Below are 21,909 nucleotides of genomic sequence, written 5' to 3'. Positions count from 1 at the left end.
AATTGGCGGAGTGGACGGGACTCGAACCCGCGACCCCCGGCGTGACAGGCCGGTATTCTAACCAACTGAACTACCACTCCGCGACATTTTGTTTTGAGTTTTTAACGAAGCTCTCTTCGCATCAACTATGATGATTTTAACAAAATTGGCGGAGTGGACGGGACTCGAACCCGCGACCCCCGGCGTGACAGGCCGGTATTCTAACCAACTGAACTACCACTCCGCAACATTTTGTATTGAGTTTTTAACGAAGCTCTCTTCGCATCAATTATGATGATTTTACAAAATTGGCGGAGTGGACGGGACTCGAACCCGCGACCCCCGGCGTGACAGGCCGGTATTCTAACCAACTGAACTACCACTCCGCAACATTTTGTCTGCATCAACAACATGTCGTTGAATGCGGCGAGATAATACGGTTATGATGCAGCGCAGTCAACCACTTTTTTAATAAAATTTATTGCCTGAGCATTTGAAGAGCAATCTGATGAATTTACAAGCATATTTTAGTCGTTATACGTCTATAAAAAGATAATTTGCCTTATTTTGTTTTCTTCTTCCTACGTAAAATGAAGAACAAAACAACTGCAATCAGTATAACGACACTATTACCAACGGCGATAATGATATAAGTTTCTTGTTCTTTTTCATCTTGCGCTATTTTTTGAGCTAATAAAGCCTCTGTTCTATCTTGTTCTGCATTAACAAGTAACGTATCGGTAGTTTCAATTAGTGTAAGTGCCTCATCAGCATTTGAATCTGCGCCCGCATTAAGCTCATTAAGGCTTGTTTCTACATTAAAGCTGAACTCGGGTACCACTAGACGAAACTCTCGGCCTGTAATTGTTTTACCAAAGGCACTAACATTTACTCGATAAAGACCGGGCTCTGTATTGGTAATAGTGGTCATTCTATTTACGCCATCTTCTTCCATAATAGAAAAAGGCTCCACTTGTCGATCTGGGAACGTAAACTTTCCTTGGAAAACTAAACTATTAGGGTCTACAAAACTTGGATCAATAGTTAAGCGTAATTGATGAGGCTTTTCGACGTCTTCCGATTTGACAACACTAATTTCTATCGGTGTTTTTTGTAAAAGGATAGCTTGTTGTCTTAACTCGCGAGTTGCCATGGGTAGTTTCACCAAATAAACCGGCTGCCACTCTCCTGCTGCAAAATTTAGAATAAATTCACCGGTAAAGGTATTATCATTGGCGTATTCATCTAAACCACGACCATCATCACGAAAAGAGGTCACCTTAATAGCATCAGCACCAAAATTTTCATAAAGTGAGTTATTGGTGCTGTAGAAATTAACATCTAGTTTGACAACCTTTTTGAAATGGGGGCTATCTATAGCTTCATCACCATTAAAAAGCCTACCTTCTACTTTTAGTGTTTCACCTGAAAAAGCAATTTCAGGTAACGGCTCTACTGAAATTTTCACATCAGAGACCACCAATATTTGACTATTTGGTAAAATATCCCCTACGGCTTGCCAAGGCCCTGGCATAGGTTTTTTTATCTTAATCATGTCAAATGTACTGTCATCAAACCATTGAACTTTCTCATGGTCGAATTCATTGACTCTTATTTTACTGCCATCAGGTCTTATAAGAATAATAGGTGTACTACCACTCTTACGATAAAATATTAGCGTTATTTCCTCTAGGTTAGCATCAAGACGAAAGCGGTTATCAAAATAAGGAACTTGGTTTGTTATATTATCTTTTTGATAGTATTCAACTTTAGTTTTACTCAGTTTATTCTCTTCATTATTGCTTTCTGCATCACTAGTCAAGAATGCGCCAGCATTGAACGAGGCAACAAAAATAATCAGATAAGCAATCAGCCTTAATGCTTTAACTGATGGTAAATTTAAATAATGATACTTATTTATTTCCAAAGTGGATCCCCTCCTTTTTTAGCAATAACGGCTACTCGATCGGCATGTGCTTCTAATTCATCGGCCGAAGCAGTAATAATCTTTAATTTATTACGAGTCGAGGAAACTCTTCTAATTGCATTAGCATCGGCATTAGCGCCGTCACCTGCCGACAAATTGAAACTTGATTGCTTACGCGTCATTTCAATGTAGACATACGCCAATAATTGGGCATCTATTAGTGCCCCGTGGTATGTCCGGTCGACTAACTTGTCTACGCGGTAAAATCGCGCTAAATAATCTAATGTTTTTGGAGAGCCCAGTTCATCTTTTGATACTTTCAAGGTATCGGTAATAGTACAGATCTCTTCGGTCATCGGTACTTTATCTTGGCTTCGCCCCATAGAGTTAAACAAAGAGAACTCATGGTCCATAAAGCCAACATCGAACTTGGAATTATGTATAACCAACTCTGCACCACGAATAAAATCAATAAACTCGTGTACAACTTGGGAAAAAATGGGTTTGTCTGCAAGAAATTCATTGGTTAAACCATGAATATTAATAACCTCTTGCTCCATCTGGAATACTTGCCCCCGTTGGTCAAGGGGTTTTATATAGGCGTGATAAGTTCGTCCAGTTAATTGACGATTGATCATTTCAACACAGCCAATTTCTACAATGCGATGCCCTTCTCTCGGATTGATACCTGTAGTTTCTGTATCTAAAATGATTAATCGCTTATCTTTCTCTGAGTTTTGAGTATCGGTTGTATTATTCACTGGTGAGCCTTCTTTGTAATATTTATCACGGTTAACGTTATTCCTTGAATTCAGATTTGACCATTATTTTTCGGGTAAAGCTTGAGGAAATTCGGTTAAGTTAATTTGCATACGTTTACTGGTAAAACATAAAGTAATTAAAGCAAAGACAATGAGTCCTTGGCAGATTAACCATGGCATTGAGGTCAATTGCCAATAGAAAAAACCAATAAGGTTAATGCTAAAGTCAAAAATTAATGCAACTACCAACATTGTTCGGCAATAGGGCCAAATGACTTTAACCCAATTTGCTGAATTAGGTCGACGGAAACTTATAACAACAACAACGCATAAACCAATAACCCCAGATATCAGACTTAGAAAAAACAAGCTTGTTTCTGGGTATATCCATTGCATGGTTGCCACTCTGTCTTTCATATTAGTTACAGACATAAGCCATACTAAATAACCACGCAAAACAAATAACAATACCAAATAAAAACGCTTTGATAATTTTAAGCAGTCAAATTTATCAAAGTCTTCAATGGAGTATTCTTGATATTTTTTAGGCATCGGGTGTTTTCTCATTTTTCAACTGTCGCTCTTGATGCAACAAATGATGAGCGGTAGTGATAGCTTTAACAGCCTTAGAGTTAAATTCTCTTGTATACAAGGTATAAACTACCCATAAGCTCATAATGACAAATAAGAATGGATGGAAAAACCAACATATTGCCGCTAGCGCAAAATAATAAGATCTTAACCCATAATTATAAGAGTGAGCCGCTTGATCTTGCACAATGGCCATTTGCTTTGCATACGCGGTTAAATTCTCATTTTTCCCCGACAGATCGAAAGGCGTTGCCCCTATCATTACATTTAAAAATCCGTATTGACGCATAGACCAGGTAAATTGGAAAAAAGAGATTACAAAAATAAAGGCTAACAAAGTGAGTTTTAATTGTATTGCTAAGTGATTAACATCCGTAGCAAAAGGTAGTGAAGAAATAACCACCTCTAATGTTTCCACTTTGGCAAACAAAGTAAAAATACCCGCAAGGATTAAAAGCGTACTAGAAGCAAAAAAAGCAATATTACGTTCCAAGTTAGCAAGTAAAGCCGCTTCTGAAACTCTAAATTCACGTGAAATGACCTCATACATCCAATGAATTCGATGTTGATGCAACGATCGAGCAATACAGTCGGTTGTCTTGGCCTTTTTTCGTGCAAATACGGTATAACCATACCAAGCAACAATAAAAACAGATAAAGCTAAAATATCGACTAGGGTAAAGGGCAAGTTTAATTCCTCAAGACATAACACTGATATGCAAAAATAAGATTATACGCCAACAATTTTTATTGACCAACAACTTCATTTGATAGATAAAAAGGTAAGTTTTAACGTAACGTATGCTTTAGTATCTCGTCTATATTAAAGTAATGGTCTAAGTAACCTTGAATATTTACTTTAAAAACAACATACCTGAATAAAATGTCATGACAGAACTAACTAAGCACTTGAGTTTTATAAATAATTGAATAACACTGGCACTATAATAAACTAAGTCGTTTTGATATTTTAATAATCATGGCGCAATATAGGAATTTCTATGAAAAATATTAAACGACTAGCCTTATTAGTTGCAATCTTGATCACACTAACAGCTTGCAATAGTTCCTCTAGCATTCCTGCCCACGAAACATTAACAGGCAATTGGCTTGTTGGTTCAATTAACGGTAACCCTGTCATTACTGGAAGTATCGTTCAATTAAAATTTACTTTGGAAAATACGTTAAGCGGATCTGCATCTTGTAATAACATATCAACCAGCTTTAGTTCGCAAAACAATTCTATAAATATAGGTCCAATAGCAACCACTCGAAAAATGTGCTTGCCAGCGTTGATGGATCAAGAAGCATTAGTCTTACAAGCACTTAGCAAAGTTAAACGCTTCCAATTATATAATGGCCAATTATCAATGTTCGACCAACAAGGCTCTTTGCAATTAAAGGCAAAAAGAACAAAGCAATAACTTAACTTTGATGTAATATACAGAAATGAGTTTTTTAAACTTTTTGCTAAATAGCAATATAAGTTATAACAAAATATCACTTCTTTTTTTATAACAACTAGCTACTCTTACGCTAATTAACGTAACTAATTTACAGGATCCAAAATGTCTAAAATTTTCGAAGACAACACTACAACCATTGGTAACACACCACTAGTCAAATTAAACCGCGTGATTGGTGCTGAAAATGGCGCTAATGTTTATGCCAAAATTGAAGCAAGAAACCCGAGTTTCAGTGTTAAGTGTCGTATTGGCGCAAGCATGGTTTGGGATGCTGAAGAAAAAGGTTTATTAAAACCTGGAAAAGAAATTGTTGAGCCTACAAGTGGAAATACAGGTATCGCATTAGCGTTTGTTGCTGCTGCACGCGGTTATGGCATAACGCTGACAATGCCGAGCACTATGAGCTTAGAACGTCGTAAATTACTTATCGCTTTAGGTGCAAAGGTTGAACTTACCGATGGTGCTAAAGGCATGGGTGGCGCTATAGCTAAAGCTCAAGAGCTTAAAGATTCAGATCCAGAAAAATATGTTTTATTAGGTCAGTTTGATAACCCAGCTAACCCTAAAATTCACGAAGAAACTACTGGTCCAGAAATCTGGAACGATACTGATGGCAACATCGATATCTTTGTTGCCGGTGTTGGTACTGGCGGTACACTTACCGGTACAAGTCGTTATATTAAACTCACTAAAGGCAAAGCAATCACTACTGTTGCTGTTGAGCCTATAGACTCTCCAGTGATTACTCAAGCCCTTGCTGGTGAAAAGTTAACTCCCGGCCCTCATAAAATTCAAGGGATTGGTGCTGGCTTTATTCCTGGCAACTTAGATTTAGATATGGTCGATGCTGTTGAACTAGTATCAAATGATGATGCATTTGCAATGGCGCATCGCTTAATGAAAGAAGAAGGCATCCTTGCTGGCATATCATCTGGCGCAGCTGTTGTAGCAGCCAAGCGTCTTGCTGAACGTCCAGAGAACAAAGGTAAGAATATTGTAGTGATTTTACCAAGCTCAGCAGAACGTTACTTATCAAGTGCACTTTTTACTGAGAGCTTTAGCGATAAAGAACTTGTTCAGTAATTAATTACTGAACAAGTTTATATTTATATTTAAAAAAGGCACTTAGGTGCCTTTTTTCGCTAATCAGCCCTGAGATTTAACTTCACTTTAGCAAACCAATTACGTTACTATTGAGAATAATGCTTACTTTTCTGACTAAAATTCAATGCGCTATTTAAAAACCTTTCTCTATTCTCTGTTATTTTGCTCCGTTTTTTTATTAACGGCTTGTGGGGAAGATGACCCACAAAAAATCACTACGGTTGATAACCCAGAAACCGTTGCGATTGCTTTTTTTGACGCCCTATATAATGAGAAAAACATTGAAAAGGCCGCCTCTGTTTGTAATCCTAAGTTAGCTCGACTTATTCTCCATTACCGTACATCAAGTGCGGTAGCTCGCCACTTATTTAATATGTCTTACGATAAGGTTGAAATAAAGCCAGACAGTGCTGGGGTTAAAGTACGAGAACAATTTAAAGGTCAGGCGAATATAACCATCTATTTTGATGGTTATTATCAAGACAATCGGATTAAAGATGTTAAACGCTTGGGTATTGTCCAACGTGATGGCAAGTGGTTTATTGATAAAGTATTAAAAGACCCTTTTTAAAAATAACTATTGTAAATTACTCATAAGATAAAATAATGTTAAAATTAGGTATATACCAACACTTTAAAGGTAATTACTACCGTGTACTTCATCTTGCTCGACACAGTGAAACTGAAGAATATATGGTGGTATATCACCCTGCAGAGAATAAAGATGATCTTTGGCTACGCCCGTTAGCCATGTTTGATGAAACTATAGCGCGAGAGGGTAAAACACTAAAGCGCTTCAGTTTTGTAAAGCCATAACACAACAGTTCGTATCATAGATAAGACAAATACTTAAGCGCAGGGCTTTAGGGTTTAACCGATAGAGAAGAAGTGATGCTCTGTCCAAGGGATTTGTTTATGTTGAATGCCCGTCACTTTTGCTTGTTCAGGCCCTTGAGCGAGCCATGCAAGCATTTTATCAATATTCTCTTGTTCACCGCACAGTAATACTTCAACATCGCCATCGGCTAAATTACGTGCATAACCACTTAAACTATATTCAATGGCTTGTTGCTGAGACGAGGCTCTAAAATAAACCCCTTGTACCCTACCTGAAATATGCGCAATATAGCTAACATTCATACATGTTTCTCTTCTTAAATCGGTATTATTATCAGTAAAGTTTGCACCTAAGCCTGTCATTGACTAGAATCGGCGCAAATTCCTCTTTCACAGAGTAACTAACGTTTTATTTATTACGACGTTATTTATTCATCAAAAGTAAGTATAGACCTATGTCAGCAAGAATTTCTTTAAATGTTGGTCGTGAAAAATCTTTATTACGTAAACACCCGTGGATTTTTTCGAAAGCAGTAAACAAAATCAAAGGTAACCCTATGCTTGGCGATACTGTTGATGTATTCGATAGTAAAGGTAATTGGTTAGCAAAAGGTGCGTATTCACCTGAATCTCAAATAAGAATTCGAGTTTGGAGCTTTGACGAGCATGAAGAAATTAATCGTGATTTTTTCCTTGCTAAGTTACAAAGTGCTCAAGCACGACGTGATTGGTTTATTGCCCAAGGAAACTTAACCGGTTATCGCTTAATTGCTGGTGAATCGGATGGTTTACCCGGTGTAACTATTGATATATATGATAAGTTCATCGTATGTCAGTTACTTAGCGCTGGTGCAGATTTTCATCGCTATACCATTGTAAACTGCTTAACAGAGCTTTACCCAGGTTGTCATATTTATGAACGTTCAGATGTTGATGTGCGTAAAAAAGAAGGCTTAGAGCCTGTTACTGGTTGGTTAACAGAGCCGCAAGATTCAACAGAATGTATCATTGAAGAACACGGCATAAAAATCCATGTTGATATAGCCACAGGTCATAAAACAGGTTTTTATCTAGACCAACGTGACTCAAGGCTTGCTGCAGGTAAATTTGCCAAAGACAAAACAGTATTAAATTGCTTTTCATATACCAGTACATTCGCATTGCACTGTGCGGCAAATAATGCCAAAGAGGTAATTAATGTTGATGTATCGCAAGCTGCGCTGGATATGGGCGAACGTAACCTTGCCTTAAACGGTCTATCGGATGCTAATGTTTCTTTCGTTAAAGAAGATGTATTTAAATTATTGCGAAGATACCGTGAAGAAAAACGTACCTTTGATATGATAATCCTTGATCCACCTAAGTTTGTTGAATCGAAAGCGCAATTAACAGGTGCCTGTCGTGGCTATAAAGACATCAATATGGTAGCCATGCAGTTATTAAATCCTGGCGGTTTATTGTTAACATTCTCTTGCTCAGGTTTAATGGAAGCAAGTTTATTTCAAAAAGTTGTTGCTGATGCCGCCTTAGATGCGAAAAGAAAAGCTTATTTCGTTGAACGTTTGCAACAAGCTGCAGATCATCCTATTTCTTCTAATTACCCTGAAGGTTATTATTTAAAAGGTTTAGTTTGCCAAGTTGAATAGTAAGATAATAGTCAGTTTATCCCTGCACTTTAGCGGTCTAATCTGAAAAATTAAAACTGAAAAGCAAAAAGCCAGAACTTAATCTGGCTTTTTCTATATAGAGATTAGAGTATGCTCGTTAGTCGATTTCTTCGATGGTGATACCGATGAGATAACAATTATTGCTTTCTTCTTCAATACGAACCACTCTGCCACTAATATCAAGTGCTTGCACCTGACTGCCAGCTGAGTCTACTTTCACTCTTACCTGTGTGGAAATGGCTAATGGATGCTCGATTTCAAATGCCATTCCTGTCGCACTTAAGTCTCGACAGGTAGCAGAAAGTTGACTGTTTACTTCGTCATCTATCACGGTAACCGTAACGTCACTATTTAACATCATCCGGTAAAAATCACGTTTATCATCAAAACCTTTCATTTGCCCTCCCAAGCAGACTATTTATAACCTTATTATTTATACTGAGCAAAGACAGTAGTGTCAACTAACTGCTGTAAATAAGTGAACATATATACCCGTTACCAATCAAAGAAGCGCTTGAATGATAACGGCTGTATAATTATTTAAGTTTGAAAATTCCGTCAATACATACACTTTTATAGTTTAATACCAATTTGATAAAATTTCTTCCCAACTCAGAGCTATACTCGATGTTCAATAACAAGGAAAATTCATTTCGGTTTAGTCACTCTAAATCAAATTAATTTAACGAAGTTAATGGGCATCGAGTAAGTTCCCAAGGGCGAGTTTAAAAGGCTTACACACATCGTTATTGATTTTGAGAAGGGAATAACCATTCTCATCAATCAATGCCTTGTCTCTAAGCCTTTTAATTCTCGCTGAGTGGGAAAGAACTTAATCAACTTGGTATAAATTAAGCGAAACCTTTTAAGTGATTTAAAATTCGCTTAGCTGATATGGGGGCAGAGGTACCTAAATTTTGTGCAAACAATGAAATCCTAAGCTCTTCAATCAGCCAACGCGTAGCGAGTAATTCACTCTCTATCGGTTTATCTTTTCTTTGTTTACCCATAATAACTTGATACAACTCATTAACTTTATTTACTTCAATAAGTTTTAGCCTATCTTGGTTAGGATCACTTGGCAATTTTTCTAAACGACGTAACATTCCTTGTAAATATCTAATAATATCATCAAGTTTACTTAAACCCGAGTTACTGACAAAACCTTTGAACACTAACTGCTCGCATTGCTGTTTAATATCACCATGAGATTGGATAACATTTAAAGGCACACTCCCTTTCATTTTTTTAGTCACTTCATGACGTAAAGTTAACGCACGTTCAACTTTAATCGCTGCAGTTAACACACAATCAGCTATTTCAGCTCTGACATAATCACAACACTGTGAAAATTGTTTTTCTTCTCGAGGAAGCTGACCATTGTTTTGTTGCTGAGAAAATTGCTGTACCAAAGACAAACATGCCCCTTGAATACAGTCTTGTAAAAGATCATTGATAGAACCAAAAGGATTAAAATACAAGCCCAATTTGGCTTTATTAGGCAGTTTTTCCTGTAAATATTTTAATGGCGTTGGGATATTCAACAATATCAGTCGGCTGATCCCTTTTAACATCGCTTCCTGCGCATGTTGCTCTTGCTCAAAAAGCTCAATAGCCACGCTACTTTGATGATCCACTAAAGCAGGGAAAGCTTTTATGGTAATATTGGCAATTTTCTTTTCATAACCTTTAGGTAATGCACCAAAATCCCATTGAGTTAAATCAGCTTGCTCAATGCCTTTTTCAGCGACTTTCTTAATTGATGCCTTAACCTTACCTTGTAGCTCAGCTTTCAGCTCATTAAGGTCTCTACCCTGCTTTAATAGGTCGCCTTTATCATCTACCACTTGAAAGTTCATGGTTAAGTGCACTGGCAGAGAAATGTCTTGCCAAGCTTCTTCTGGTAATCGAACGCCTGTCATCCGCAATAGTTGCTTTGCTAACGCTTGTTGCAAACTTCCCTGCTCAGCGGGCATTGCCGCTACACACGCTTGCGCATAGTTGGGTGCTGGGACAAAGTTACGTCTGAGTGTTTTAGGCAATGCTTTAATTAAAGCGATAGCAAGATCATCTCGTAATGCGGGGATCAACCAATCAAAGCCCATATCTTGTACTTGATTCAATAAGGCGATAGGTATAATTACGCTGATACCATCATCAATATCACCTGGACTAAAATGATAAGTCAACGGTAGCGTAATACGGTCTTGTTGCCAAAAGTCTGGGTAGTCGGTAGCACTTAACTCATCGACTGATTCATTCAATAAAAACGCTTTAGTAAAATCGAGTAACGACGCATTTTCTTGTTTGGCTTTTTTCCACCAAGCAAGAAAACTACGCTGACAAACAATAGTATCAGGCAATTTTCCACTGTAAAAATCAACCAAGTGTTGCTCGTCAATTAAAAAGTCTCTTCGACGCGCTTTTTGTTCAAGCTCTTCTATGCTTTCTACCAATTGCTGATTTTTGCTTAAGAACTTTTCTTTAATGACGCAGTCACCATTAACAAGTGCTTCTCGAATAAATATCTCACGACAAGTTGCGGGTTCAATGGTATTGAAATTAATTTTACGTTTGGTGACAATACTCAAACCATAGAGAGTCACCTGTTCAAAGGCCATTACCGCGCCTTGTTTTTTCTCCCAATGCGGTTCACTGTAATTTCGCTTAACAAGATGTTGCGCCAGCGGTTCAAGCCACAAAGGGTCGATTTTGGCATTCATACGAGCAAATAACCTGCTCGTTTCCACTAATTCAGCCGACATTAACCACTTGGGTGACTTTTTAGTGAGCGCTGAGCCTGGGAATATAAAAAATTTCATACCGCGCGCGCCTTTATACTCGCGGTTTTCATCTTGTTGACCGATATGACTCAGTAAACCCGATAATAATGCTTGATGCACAGGTGTTAATACGGAGTCTTGCTCACTTTCTTTTTCCTTATCAACTGCTGAGCCTACTTCTTGAGCTTGCTGACCACTTGGCATTGAAAAACGATAATCTACAGATGTGAGTGCTATATTTTGTTCTTTTAAGGTGAGTTTTAATTGACTGAAAATATCTTGCCATTCACGTAAGCGTACATAAGATAGGTACTCACGCTGGCATAGTTTGCGAAACTGATTTTGTGTTAGATCTTTTTTCTGAACGTTAATATACTGCCACAGATTAAGTAAGCTTATAAAATCAGACGTTTTATTTTTAAAGCGATTATGCTTTTCATCACTTAGTTGTTGTTTTTCATGTGGCCTTTCGCGTGGGTCTTGAATACTCAAGGCGCTAACAATTATTAGTATTTGCTCTATACAGCCAAATTCAATGGCAGTAATAACCATTTTAGCCAAACGTGGATCTATCGGGAATTTTGCTAACAAACGCCCTGATTTTGTCAATTGTGTTGCTGTTGTAGACTGTTTACCTTTAGTCGACTTATCTTTATCCGTACTGCTGTTAGAGTTACTTAGGCTTTCAACGGCTGCTATTTCTTCTAATAAACGCACACCATCGGTGATGTTTCGATTATCTGGAGCTTCAACAAAAGGAAAATTAGCAATATCACCTAAGTCTAGCGCATGCATTTGCAATATAACGGTAGCTAAATTGGTGCGTAAAATTTCAGGATCTGTAAATTCTGCACGACTTTTATAGTCATCCTCAGAATAAAGACGAATACAAATACCTTCAGAAACACGTCCACAACGACCAGAGCGTTGATTAGCACTGGCCTGTGAAACCGGCTCAATAGGTAAACGCTGTACTTTAGTTCGATAACTGTAACGTGAAATACGCGCCGTACCGGGATCAATAACGTACTTAATACCTGGTACCGTTAAACTGGTTTCAGCAACGTTTGTTGCCAAGACAATGTTTCGTCCACTATGAGGTTTGAATATTTGATTCTGCTCACTAACGGTTAAACGGGCATAAAGCGGCAAAATATTGGTATGGCGTAAATTGGCTTTAGTTAGTGCAGCTGCGGTATCACGTATTTCACGTTCACCATTGAGGAATACAAGAATATCTCCTTGGCCACATTCACTCAGCTCATCGACAGCCGACAAAATACCACTAATAATATCTACGTCCTGAGGGGATTGATCGTCCTCATCGGTCACCATACGATCATTTAGTGGTCGATAGCGCATTTCAACAGGGAATGTTCTACCTGAGACTTCAATAACAGGCGCAGGAATCCCACTTTTACTGGAAAAGTGTTTCGCAAATCGTTGCGGGTCAATAGTCGCCGACGTAATGATCAACTTAAGGTCTGGTCGTTTTACTAGGATTTGTTTTAAATAGCCCAAAATAAAATCGATATTTAAACTACGCTCATGAGCTTCATCAATAATAATTGTGTCGTATTTAAGTAATAACCGATCCCTTTGCATTTCAGCCAGTAAAATACCATCAGTCATCAATTTGATATAACTTTGTTCGCTAACTTGGTCATTAAAACGAACTTTATAGCCAACTTGCTCACCTACTGTCGTGCCTAACTCCTCTGCGATACGATTAGCAACCGTTCGTGCCGCAATTCGCCTAGGCTGAGTATGACCAATCAGTCCATCAACACCACGACCGAGTGCCAGACAAATTTTGGGAATTTGTGTCGTTTTTCCTGATCCCGTTTCACCGGCAATAATAACCACTTGATTAGCTTCAATAGCCGCGGAAATCTGCGCAGCATTATCTGAAATAGGTAAGCCATCAGGATAAGTAATCTTGGGTAAGTTTTTAATTTTTTGCTGTTTATCTTGAATAGATTTGAGGATGTGTTGTTGTAATGGCTCAAGCAACTTCATTTGTTTTGCTGATAGCGGCAAAGTCGCTAATTCATTGGGTGACTTGCCCCTCGCCTCTTGAGCAATTAATTTTTTAAGGTTCATTAACCTTTTTTTAAAGCGTACTGCATCACAATTTTTTACTTGAGGCAGTAATTCAAAAAGGCTTTGTAGATGGGAAAATAACGTAATCGCAGAATCAATTGAAACAGACAAAACAAACTCGGATAGAAAATAAAAAGAATATTTTAACAGTAATAAACGATAAATACAGCGAGTAAAGCATTATAAATAAACTCTTGAATACACAAAAGGAGCTCCACAGCTCCTTTAAATTTAAATTTCCCTATCAAAATCACACCGCCGCATGTTCCTTCTCAATAGAGGTCCTTGCCCTACCGTATTTATAACAAGCTTGTAAAACCTCATTTCGAGAGATAGTACCAAGTAAATTTCCGTCGTCATCAATCACAGGGTACACTTTGGGTTTATCTCTTATCATGGCTTGTCCCAACTCAATAATACTATCGTATGGTTTAACTGAAAGTACCTCCTTACGCATAATATCCTTAACATTCGCTACATTTTCATTGAAATAGAGGGTTTCTAACATTTTCTTTAAAACATCACCTTCTGAAATAAAACCAAGTACTTTATAGTTTTGATCAATTACCGGACCACCAATTTGCTTCGTTTTTAAGAAACGTAATGAAGCTTCATCAACGGACATGCTTTCGGTAAAAGTGACTGGATAGTGATTCATATATTCTTGAATTTTTAGGCTCTGCATATGATATTCCTTTTAACCCCTGACTAAATTATTATTTAGTACTTTATTATGATAAAAACATGTGTGCTTTAATGATAACTGTAGATAAGCCTTTGCCAAAAAACCAACTTTTACTTGTCTTAATTATAACTTTATTAAATTATTACTAACTAGACGTGTCCACTTTCTTAAACAACAATAATGTAAGTGTTAATACTTATTACAAGGAACCCAATATGCAACCCAATTTATTTCTCTTGTTTACATTGGTCATCGTCGTCAATAGCTTATTTTCAGTGGCTTTTGCTCATAACTCAGAGCAAATAGAACTGGATAAAGCTTGTGAAGCTGCCAGAAAAATTGCATTAAAGCCAAGAAGAAGTGAAATTTATCAGGAATGTCGTCAAAAATTTAAAAAGAGCGAATCAGCCTGCAAAATAGAAGCTAAGGCTTATAACGGCAACAGGATAAATGGCGCACCACTTTTTTATGAATTACCTGCTTGCGATAAAGCCTTTCTTTTTAGGAAAAAACAAGCCAACCAATAGCCGCATCACGGTTAAAACACTTGCATTGAACCTGAATGAGTTAAGCGGTTAAATCCACAGAACGACCTTTACGATTGTCTGCATCATTTCGTCTAGACTCTGCGGCTGAATTTTCTTGCGCCTGTCGATTAATTTCTTGTTGCTGATCTTTAGCTCGTTGTTCTTCTTGCTGATTATCGACTTGCTGTCGCTGTTGTTGTAACACTTTACTTACTGAGCCGTTACCATCAATTGATGAAACCATGTAAACCTCCTTAAAGAGTCAAAGTACCTAGCTATTTTGACACCTTACTTTCATTACCTAGTAATAATTATAGCAGTGTATCTTCACTACACTAACACTGGCTCATTAACGCATTTATAGCCGCTCCATCAACGTTGGTAGAGTCAATGCATATTGTGCGAAAGATCGTTGTTATGCAATTGACGACAATAAGTATTTTTGGTTCAATCTACTAAAGACCCAAACTAATACGCTAGGAAACAGCACTAAAAAAAGATACTTGCCATACAATAAAGGCAGCAATACCGAACTAGCGATTAACAAGGCATAAAAGCACAGTAACACTTTATGCTTTTTACCAAATGAGAAAGAGGCAACAAAATCTCCTACGACACCATAATTATCTAAGCGAGCGATCAAACAAGGTAGTACGCCGACAATTAGAGACAAAAGCGCAAACAGCCAGGCTAAAATAAAATTAAAGCAATAAAATTCAAACGTCATATCTCCCTTGGTTTTCGTCTGTATATCAAATACTTTTGCTAAAAAAGAGTGTTGATCAACATATAAACTGTATAGAGCAACTGCATCAGTCATCCAAATAAGAAAACATAAAAACTGCACCACGCACACTAAGCCGATATTTGCCAGTAAGGCGCTAAAGTGAAAAGTTTCACTTTTACCGGCCTTGTTCAGTAACAAAGGATGTAAAACGAGACTCACCAAGGGAATAAATAGAATAAAGCCTGCACAAAAAGAAATATACATGGTGGAAAGGTTATAAGCACCGAGGTAAAACTGAATAACTTGCGAGATAAAGAAGATTAGTAAGCTTGCAATAAAAACCAAAGCATAACTCACAATTTTTGCAGCTGATAAACGCGGTAGGTTGAACAACTCTGACACAATACTCACCAATAATTAATATAACTTGAGGTAATATTATCCTAACTATTACTCTTAGATATTGATGTAAGATAAGACAAAAGCATACCTATGCTTTTTCTGGTTTAGTCTGATCCTAGAAAAGTTATTTAGTGGTTATATTACTCTTAGTTTCCCCTGTTCCGGTAAAGTTCGTACACCAATAAGCGATTGAAAGTATTAAAGACTGCTAAGTATTCCTTTACTGGTTGCTTGATAAGTACGCTCAGCTCCCCCTAAGAGCATCCTTATATTATAAGTCATCTACTGAGACTACTATTGCAATAGTTTCATTCATAAATTGTCTATGTATCGTTATTTTCAAGGGGATATTACAGGCTAGATTTCCACGATGAATATCAGAGTTGTTAATGTGTCCCTAAAAATCATGGAAAAATAAACGTCACATGGAGACATGTTTTATAGTCAATGAACGCTTGTGCTCAACAGACTAAAGCAGTGGATAAAAGGCTACCTTGTTCATACATTGGTCGAGCCTAATACCACGATAGCTGTGTTCATACTGCCTTAATCAAAGCGTGAATAACTTATTTCCTGCATCAAATAATCAATGATACTGGATTTATTGAAAACACCAAACCATGTATTTTATCGCAAGTAGCTATTTCTAGTTATAGCCCAATTCATAAATAGGGTTGTCATCATGCTCGTATAACGCATCAGTATTTTGTCTGTTTTGTTCATTTCTCCCTTCATCATCTTGACCCGTTTTATTGGCATCTTGTTGATAAACATTCAGCATTTCTACTGACATGATCATTCGTCTATTGCTCATACTCATTTTGTTTAACATATGACTACCCTCAACTTAATAATAGCTTCGCAAACTTGCGTTACTACTGTAGTACATTGCATCAACAATGCCAGAATATCAGTTAAATTTGTCATTGATTTTTATATCGTTTTTTTTAGCAAGCTAAATTAAATGTTGAAATTATCATTTTGCAACTCGAATATTGCAATTTAGGAGTTAAACGATGAACGTTATACCTCTTTGTCATTCTTTCAATCGAGATAAAAAAAATGCTATACCTAATACTCTCTAAAATAGAGCTAGGTATAGCATTGAGTTGTCCGTATTTAAATAAGTTAAGTGAAAAACTGACTGTTAACTTAACTATGTCACTACAACAATACTCTATTTAGCAGTACTGTTTGTGTTAGCAACTTTATTGTCTGATGCTTTTAAGGCATTTTCATGCCAATACTGCCAATGCATATGTAACTTATCTTCAGTTAAATGGGCTGGCTGTAAATAGTCTTTATAGGTATAACGATAAAGTTGACGTGGCTTTTGTGGGTTTCTTTCTTCTTCTTCTGCCACATAATTAGCATTATGTTTCACTAACCATTGGTTAAACTCTGCTGAGTATTTTTCACCTGAGTCATTTAATAACTTTTTATAACCATCAAAGAAGTCTGTTTTTAAATAGTGTGCCAGCTTTCTATAATCATTTTGATGATTTTCATTCGTGAAAGGCTGTAAAGGGGCTAAGAAATATAAACGGTATAAAGCAACAGCATAGTTTTCATGTAACCTTGCTGTTGTTGGGCTCACTTCAAAAAAACCAGTCATATTGTGTAGGTTTACTAATGCGGTATTAACAGATACAGCGGTTTGCTCAGGCCAATCTTTATCTATGCCAAAACTACTATAAATTCTCAGATAGAAAGTAAGCTTCTCTAATTTATCATTAGTTAAGTCACCTTTTAACGCCTCAATTGAAATTTGTTCCGCAACCGCTTGTAGTAAACCCTGCTGATAATGATCAAAATCTTGGCTCCATAGCTGCTCAATGTCGGTAGCTAACACTTGAGCAACCATAGGATTAAGTGTGGGGCTGTGATAGACAGAGTTGATTCAACAGCATCGCCATTCACGTTATTACTACACGCATTAATAACTGTAGATAGCGCAATTGCCACAAGTGACATTGATAATTTATTCATAGAAATTTCTTTGTTGTTATATTGAATGAAAATTCATTATTGCATACAATATACCACCGTACACTAGCTAATTAAATTAACCCTGGGATATGAATTTTAACGCCTGACCTAAACTGATATGGATAAATGAAGATAATAATTAACTGCTGAAAACTAATCAGGTAAAATTCCCTCACTTAAAAGAGATAATCTTATTTACTGGAATATTATGAATATTGTTTGTGCTAACTGTTTTACCACCAACCGCATCCCTGATGATAAAGATTATAACAAAGGCAAGTGTGGTAAGTGTCAACAAAGCGTCTACTCAGCCAAACCGACGGAGTTGACTGCCAATACTTTTTACCCTTTTATTGAACGTAATGATTTACCTGTCATTGTTGATTTCTGGGCTAGCTGGTGCGGTCCCTGTCAAAGCATGGCGCCTATCTATAATAAAGTAGCGCAATCGTCTCCTTCGGCGCTGTTCGCCAAAGTAAATACAGAACAAGTTCAAAAGATTTCAGCTGATACAAATATTCGCAGCTTACCTACTTTAGTCTTTTTTCACCACGGTAAAGAGATTGACCGTACCTCTGGTGGTCTGAATGAAATGCAAATGAAGCAGTGGATAGTTCAGTGTTTACATAAAATATCTAAGTAATCCCATAACTCGATAATCACTGACCTAAATAGAAATACAGCAGGATTTATGCTGAATGTCATTCATTGTTAGTGAGTTATGCTCTAAATATAGACGCATTAAGTTATTACTAAGTGAATTACGATTAATAGCACAACGGGTGTAGCTTACGATAGTCTTACTACATGGAAATGGTTTGGCAACCGCCGTGCCGCCATTACTAATGAAACTGTTCAATGCTTAGGTGTAACGGTAATATCAGAAGAAGATACCTGTAAGATTATGTAATCACAAAGACTCTTTTTGAACTAGAGACTCTACTAGAGCCAGTTATCGATGAAAATCGAACTGAGCCTGTTGAGCCTTAGAAAAGTGGAGGAAGTTAATCTTGGCTATTTTTACATTGCGCGTTATTGCAATGAGACGCTTTAAAAGTCTTAAATATTAACAATGTTGAGAAAATAAGGGCGTACCTATTTTAGTATTACGTCCCTATCTTTGATTTTGATATTCTATGTACTGAACACTCACTTCTTTCGCTAAAGCTAGTACTCCAAACCTACTCAAGCCTACTCAAAACACAGCTTTTATTATTAAATAAAACGCTGTGTCCGTAGCGTAGATCAGATTATGATAATCGAGTGACTTTTTAGTTAGCGTATTCAGGGTTAACTATTGTATATCTTTCCATGCTTTCAATTTTACAGGTGCTTCTACTTCCGTTGCTGGCACTTCTTCTATTTCCGCTTCTTCAACGACTTCAGCTACTCCGCCTAATTCTTCTAATAAGGCTTCTATTTCAGCTTTTAAGTCTTTATCAGCAATTTTATTACTGTTAATTTTAGCATTTTTTAGATGCTCAATAGCGCTTGATTTATCACCTAACTCTACTTGTAATGACGCGATAGCAAAAGCAACTGATGAGAGAAAGTCTTTTGAATTAATAGCTTCAGCTTTTAGTAATGCTTTTTCGTAAATAGTAATAGCTAGTGCTAAATCATCAGTAAAATCAGCGAGTGTTTCCCACTGAACAGGATGATCTTTATCGGTATCATCATTATCGTCACATACTTTCTGTAATTCTGCGTAACATTCATCGAAGCGAATTTGATTTTTTCTATGAACCGCTTGCATTAAGTCTTTAGCTAACGAGTGTACGTGCTTGTATATTTTTGTATTCATGATCTACCTTACTTTATATTTGTTCATAACAATCTTATGGGGATTATAATACTTTTCGTAAAACTAAACAGGATGTTGTGAAGAAATATTGAATCAAAACGTAAACTCGGTTAGTGTCGCTGAGATAAACCAACCATAATCCAATCCTCAAATAAAGGTATTGTATGAGCAAAATAATTTTAGAATCAGTGATTACTTGTCCTGAATGCGGCTTTGATAAAAAAGAAGTTATGCCAACAAATGCATGCCAGTATTATTATGAATGCACCTCGTGTCATAAAGTGATTAAACCGCTAGCAGGTGATTGTTGTGTTTATTGCTCATTTGGTACAGTGAAGTGTCCCCCCATTCAAGAAAACAGGGCTTGTTGTAATTAATTGGTATAAAATACTATTAATCAGAGACAAAACAATTGGCTAGCCTCAATACCACAGAGTTAGCCGTAATTTTTAGCCTCTTAATGAGGTGTTATATTTCTTCTGGATACCTATTATGAATTTAGATAAATCGACAAAACGTATAGCAAAAAGAGTCAAAAAGGGATTTCAGGGTTACCCTCAAATATCACTGTCTTATTTTGGTGAATCCGTTAATTGCGCAACAAATGTTGTCGTGGGTTTTGTCCAAGAAGAAGGGGCTGCAGTTCAAGAGCAAACCTTTTCCAGTGAAAATGACGCTAGAAAAGACGAAACTATTCAAACCACCTTATTAAAAATTATTGAACGTGCTGAAGCTAAAACAGTCTCAGAAGTTCCTGGTGTTGCCGTTATTAAATAATAAGACCGCACTATAAATTGAATGATTTGCCCAAACTGAGTTTAGCCAATCATTACTTATGTGCCGTTATTTCGCCCGGAGAGTTAGGTGAAGAATTTACTCAAAAGTATTCAGTACGACATGTTAGATTTCATTGAAGGAGAAGATGAAGCTGACTATACCTCTGAGGATGTGACGATTTGTATCACAACCCTGCTAGATTTTATGTCAGCTATCGAGTCAGAAATCCAAACACAAGATAGCGCTAAAGCGCATATTAAAGCCTTAGTTTTATCGTTAAACACATTAAATGAAAGCTGTGATGATTGTTTAATCGATGCAAGTCAACGCGAAGACATCTGTGAGTTCATTCAAAAAGTAACCTCTGCGGCAAATATAGAATTTGTTGGGGATGTCACTGAAGAATGGAGAGTATGGTAAAAAGGTCACAGTAATTAACGGGGAATGCTAACCGTCGCAGGGATCCCGTTACTAATCAATATGTATGTTTAGGCGCTTGGAGCCATTTCAGTGTTAACTGCATACATTAAATAAGGATATATACATGGAGTATCAAACGTTGTTCAATAAATTAATACCAATTTCAGTCGTTGTTTTATTATCAGCCTGTGGCGCGAGTCAACCACCTCCCTATCAACAAGACAGAGCACCAGAAGATAGAGATCAATACAGTGGTGCTGAAGGCTTAACTCAACAACAGAAAGATCAAAGTTACCTGATGAACAAAGAGTTATCAGATAAATGTACCGCGGCTAAAATTGATGTCGCTATTGCTCAAGCAGATAAAAATGCTAATGAAGTTAAAAAGCAAAGTGAACTAATTCGCAGTACTTGCCTATAACAGCCACTCAACAGCACTAAATAAGCTGGCTTTGTCCATACTTTTAAATAGACCAGCCAGCAATGTTTATCTAATGAATAACTTACTTTCAATCGCACAAGTAAATCCCCACTACCTACTATTTATTCCCTACGCTAAGTTAATTTTAAAACATCCTATAAAATAGAGTTAACCTTGCTCACTACGAATTTTAGCTATTGGACTATTCCCAGTCCAGCGAAACAAATACATAATAATGAGTTTTGTTATACCGCTCACTGTCGCCAACAAGATTAGTGGCCAACCTTGGTCCATGCCCATTGTTATTGCAAAAGCGATGGTTGAAATATCCATTAATAAAATAAACTGGCTCATGCGAATATCAACAGCCCCTGTTTTTCCGGAGCTAACGATAAGTTTAATCTGGTGACTGTACCCTTGAGCCAGTAACAAGGTGATCATTACAATGAGTATTGTCGACACTTGTTTACTGTGATCAGAAAAAGTCTCATTCAGAGTTAGACCTGTGACGCCTAAGCTAAAGCAGAAAATCACTAATACTAGGCTGGCAAGCGATGCTTTAGACTTTCTGTCTTGCCACATTTCAAACAATATCATTACCACCAAAATAGAGGCGATTAGTCTTGGCCAAACAATATAATGATTAAATATATCAAGACTATAGCCATAAACAAAGAAGGAGAAGTAAGCTAAAAAGCTCATAGTAAATTGATTTACCGATAAGATATCGGTCACCTTTTTCTCTCCGTTTATCTTTCTTAGCCAAAGTTTATTTAGCTGTAAATACACGCCATATAAACTAACAAAAATAAACAACGTATTTATTACACCAAAAAAATCATACCACATAAAAAGCACCCAAAGATAATATTGTCGACAATTATAACTAATAACAAATCAATTACAACAATAACATACTACAAGGCAATTAATTGTCGA

At 36.9% G+C, this 21,909-nt stretch carries 24 protein-coding genes, 3 tRNA genes and 1 pseudogene; 11 read left to right on the top strand and 17 right to left on the bottom strand.

Annotation, left to right across the window (positions count from 1 at the left end; all coding sequences use genetic code 11):
• Window positions 1-3 precede the first annotated feature (3 nt).
• The 7 genes from CXF71_RS03805 to CXF71_RS03775 all read right to left on the bottom strand — a co-directional run bounded on the left by CXF71_RS03805 (window position 4) and on the right by CXF71_RS03775 (window position 3,946).
• Window positions 4-80, bottom strand: a tRNA-Asp gene (locus tag CXF71_RS03805).
• A gap of 66 nt (window positions 81-146) precedes the next feature.
• Window positions 147-223, bottom strand: a tRNA-Asp gene (locus CXF71_RS03800).
• 65 nt (window positions 224-288) lie between these two features.
• A tRNA-Asp gene (locus tag CXF71_RS03795) sits at window positions 289-365 on the bottom strand.
• 176 nt (window positions 366-541) lie between these two features.
• Entirely contained in the window at window positions 542-1,906 is a 1,365-nt protein-coding gene (locus tag CXF71_RS03790; RefSeq protein WP_101231655.1) for a TIGR03503 family protein, read from the bottom strand.
• The gene (gene dnaQ, locus CXF71_RS03785) at window positions 1,897-2,667 is read right to left on the bottom strand and encodes a DNA polymerase III subunit epsilon (protein WP_101231654.1); all 771 of its coding nucleotides are present in this window, start codon (window positions 2,665-2,667) and stop codon (window positions 1,897-1,899) included. The genes CXF71_RS03790 and dnaQ overlap by 10 nt, the downstream gene beginning before the upstream one ends.
• 63 nt (window positions 2,668-2,730) lie before the next feature.
• Entirely contained in the window at window positions 2,731-3,219 is a 489-nt protein-coding gene (locus CXF71_RS03780) for a DUF2919 family protein (RefSeq protein ID WP_157826689.1), read from the bottom strand.
• Entirely contained in the window at window positions 3,212-3,946 is a 735-nt protein-coding gene (locus CXF71_RS03775; RefSeq protein ID WP_101231652.1) for a DUF599 domain-containing protein, read from the bottom strand. Before CXF71_RS03775 ends, CXF71_RS03780 begins: the two co-directional genes overlap by 8 nt.
• 313 nt (window positions 3,947-4,259) lie before the next feature.
• On the opposite strand from CXF71_RS03775, the gene CXF71_RS03770 reads away from it, so the two are divergent.
• The 4 genes from CXF71_RS03770 (at window position 4,260) to CXF71_RS03755 (ending at window position 6,644) form a co-directional block, all read left to right on the top strand.
• The gene (locus tag CXF71_RS03770) at window positions 4,260-4,682 is read left to right on the top strand and encodes an META domain-containing protein (protein ID WP_101231651.1); all 423 of its coding nucleotides are present in this window, start codon (window positions 4,260-4,262) and stop codon (window positions 4,680-4,682) included.
• Between the two features lie 144 nt (window positions 4,683-4,826).
• On the top strand, window positions 4,827-5,807 hold the full coding sequence (cysK, locus tag CXF71_RS03765) for a cysteine synthase A (protein ID WP_101231650.1): 981 nt from the start codon (window positions 4,827-4,829) through the stop codon (window positions 5,805-5,807).
• Window positions 5,808-5,952: 145 nt separating this feature from the next.
• A complete protein-coding gene (locus tag CXF71_RS03760) occupies window positions 5,953-6,399 on the top strand; it encodes a hypothetical protein (RefSeq protein WP_101231649.1) in 447 nt (148 codons plus the stop codon).
• Window positions 6,400-6,434: 35 nt separating this feature from the next.
• A complete protein-coding gene (locus CXF71_RS03755; protein ID WP_101231648.1) occupies window positions 6,435-6,644 on the top strand; it encodes a DUF1653 domain-containing protein in 210 nt (69 codons plus the stop codon).
• Window positions 6,645-6,698: 54 nt separating this feature from the next.
• Here the strand turns inward: CXF71_RS03755 and CXF71_RS03750 are convergent, their stop codons facing one another.
• Window positions 6,699-6,968, bottom strand: a complete 270-nt coding sequence (locus tag CXF71_RS03750) for an acylphosphatase (protein ID WP_101231701.1) — start codon at window positions 6,966-6,968, stop codon at window positions 6,699-6,701.
• A gap of 152 nt (window positions 6,969-7,120) precedes the next feature.
• Here CXF71_RS03750 and CXF71_RS03745 point away from each other — a divergent pair, with 152 nt between their 5' ends.
• Window positions 7,121-8,311: a class I SAM-dependent methyltransferase gene (locus CXF71_RS03745; RefSeq protein WP_101231647.1), complete on the top strand. Its 1,191-nt coding sequence runs from the start codon at window positions 7,121-7,123 to the stop codon at window positions 8,309-8,311.
• Between the two features lie 118 nt (window positions 8,312-8,429).
• On the opposite strand, the gene CXF71_RS03740 is transcribed toward CXF71_RS03745, so the two are convergent.
• The 3 genes from CXF71_RS03740 to CXF71_RS03730 form a co-directional block, all read right to left on the bottom strand.
• Window positions 8,430-8,729, bottom strand: coding sequence for a PilZ domain-containing protein (locus CXF71_RS03740; protein WP_101231646.1), 300 nt, complete (start codon window positions 8,727-8,729; stop codon window positions 8,430-8,432).
• Between the two features lie 454 nt (window positions 8,730-9,183).
• Window positions 9,184-13,329 carry an ATP-dependent RNA helicase HrpA gene (gene hrpA / locus CXF71_RS03735; protein WP_101231645.1) on the bottom strand — a complete coding sequence of 1,382 codons (4,146 nt, stop codon included), beginning with the start codon at window positions 13,327-13,329 and terminating at the stop codon, window positions 9,184-9,186.
• A 139-nt stretch (window positions 13,330-13,468) separates the two neighbouring features.
• Complete coding sequence (locus CXF71_RS03730; protein ID WP_101231644.1) at window positions 13,469-13,903, bottom strand: CBS domain-containing protein; 435 nt, start codon at window positions 13,901-13,903, stop codon at window positions 13,469-13,471.
• Between the two features lie 215 nt (window positions 13,904-14,118).
• On the opposite strand from CXF71_RS03730, the gene CXF71_RS03725 reads away from it, so the two are divergent.
• A complete protein-coding gene (locus CXF71_RS03725) occupies window positions 14,119-14,430 on the top strand; it encodes a hypothetical protein (RefSeq protein ID WP_101231643.1) in 312 nt (103 codons plus the stop codon).
• Between the two features lie 40 nt (window positions 14,431-14,470).
• On the opposite strand, the gene CXF71_RS03720 is transcribed toward CXF71_RS03725, so the two are convergent.
• The 4 genes from CXF71_RS03720 to CXF71_RS03705 all read right to left on the bottom strand — a co-directional run bounded on the left by CXF71_RS03720 (window position 14,471) and on the right by CXF71_RS03705 (window position 17,411).
• The gene (locus CXF71_RS03720; protein WP_101231642.1) at window positions 14,471-14,674 is read right to left on the bottom strand and encodes a hypothetical protein; all 204 of its coding nucleotides are present in this window, start codon (window positions 14,672-14,674) and stop codon (window positions 14,471-14,473) included.
• Window positions 14,675-14,845: 171 nt separating this feature from the next.
• Window positions 14,846-15,559, bottom strand: coding sequence for a hypothetical protein (locus tag CXF71_RS03715; RefSeq protein ID WP_101231641.1), 714 nt, complete (start codon window positions 15,557-15,559; stop codon window positions 14,846-14,848).
• A gap of 646 nt (window positions 15,560-16,205) precedes the next feature.
• Window positions 16,206-16,391 carry a hypothetical protein gene (locus tag CXF71_RS03710; RefSeq protein WP_101231640.1) on the bottom strand — a complete coding sequence of 62 codons (186 nt, stop codon included), beginning with the start codon at window positions 16,389-16,391 and terminating at the stop codon, window positions 16,206-16,208.
• A gap of 345 nt (window positions 16,392-16,736) precedes the next feature.
• Window positions 16,737-17,411, bottom strand: coding sequence for a hypothetical protein (locus CXF71_RS03705; RefSeq protein ID WP_101231639.1), 675 nt, complete (start codon window positions 17,409-17,411; stop codon window positions 16,737-16,739).
• A gap of 345 nt (window positions 17,412-17,756) precedes the next feature.
• Between CXF71_RS03705 and trxC the strand changes: the two genes are divergently transcribed.
• Window positions 17,757-18,191, top strand: coding sequence for a thioredoxin TrxC (trxC, locus tag CXF71_RS03700; RefSeq protein WP_101231638.1), 435 nt, complete (start codon window positions 17,757-17,759; stop codon window positions 18,189-18,191).
• Between the two features lie 753 nt (window positions 18,192-18,944).
• On the opposite strand, the pseudogene CXF71_RS03695 reads toward trxC, so the two are convergent.
• Window positions 18,945-19,352, bottom strand: a pseudogene (locus tag CXF71_RS03695) (tetratricopeptide repeat protein); the annotation flags it as partial.
• Window positions 19,353-19,516: 164 nt separating this feature from the next.
• On the opposite strand from CXF71_RS03695, the gene CXF71_RS03690 reads away from it, so the two are divergent.
• The 4 genes from CXF71_RS03690 to CXF71_RS03675 all read left to right on the top strand — a co-directional run bounded on the left by CXF71_RS03690 (window position 19,517) and on the right by CXF71_RS03675 (window position 20,970).
• Window positions 19,517-19,729, top strand: coding sequence for a GDCCVxC domain-containing (seleno)protein (locus CXF71_RS03690; protein ID WP_101231636.1), 213 nt, complete (start codon window positions 19,517-19,519; stop codon window positions 19,727-19,729).
• Between the two features lie 115 nt (window positions 19,730-19,844).
• Complete coding sequence (locus CXF71_RS03685) at window positions 19,845-20,129, top strand: hypothetical protein (protein WP_101231635.1); 285 nt, start codon at window positions 19,845-19,847, stop codon at window positions 20,127-20,129.
• 87 nt (window positions 20,130-20,216) lie between these two features.
• The gene (locus tag CXF71_RS03680) at window positions 20,217-20,549 is read left to right on the top strand and encodes a hypothetical protein (RefSeq protein ID WP_157826688.1); all 333 of its coding nucleotides are present in this window, start codon (window positions 20,217-20,219) and stop codon (window positions 20,547-20,549) included.
• Window positions 20,550-20,673: 124 nt separating this feature from the next.
• Window positions 20,674-20,970, top strand: a complete 297-nt coding sequence (locus CXF71_RS03675; RefSeq protein WP_101231633.1) for a hypothetical protein — start codon at window positions 20,674-20,676, stop codon at window positions 20,968-20,970.
• Between the two features lie 168 nt (window positions 20,971-21,138).
• On the opposite strand, the gene CXF71_RS03670 is transcribed toward CXF71_RS03675, so the two are convergent.
• On the bottom strand, window positions 21,139-21,819 hold the full coding sequence (locus CXF71_RS03670; protein ID WP_101231632.1) for a hypothetical protein: 681 nt from the start codon (window positions 21,817-21,819) through the stop codon (window positions 21,139-21,141).
• Window positions 21,820-21,909: the final 90 nt, after the last annotated feature.

This window comes from Colwellia sp. 12G3 (genome assembly GCF_002836775.1).
In the GTDB taxonomy this organism is placed as follows: domain Bacteria; phylum Pseudomonadota; class Gammaproteobacteria; order Enterobacterales; family Alteromonadaceae; genus Colwellia.
Note: the sequence above shows the minus strand (reverse complement) of the source record. Positions and strands in the feature narration are given on the sequence as shown.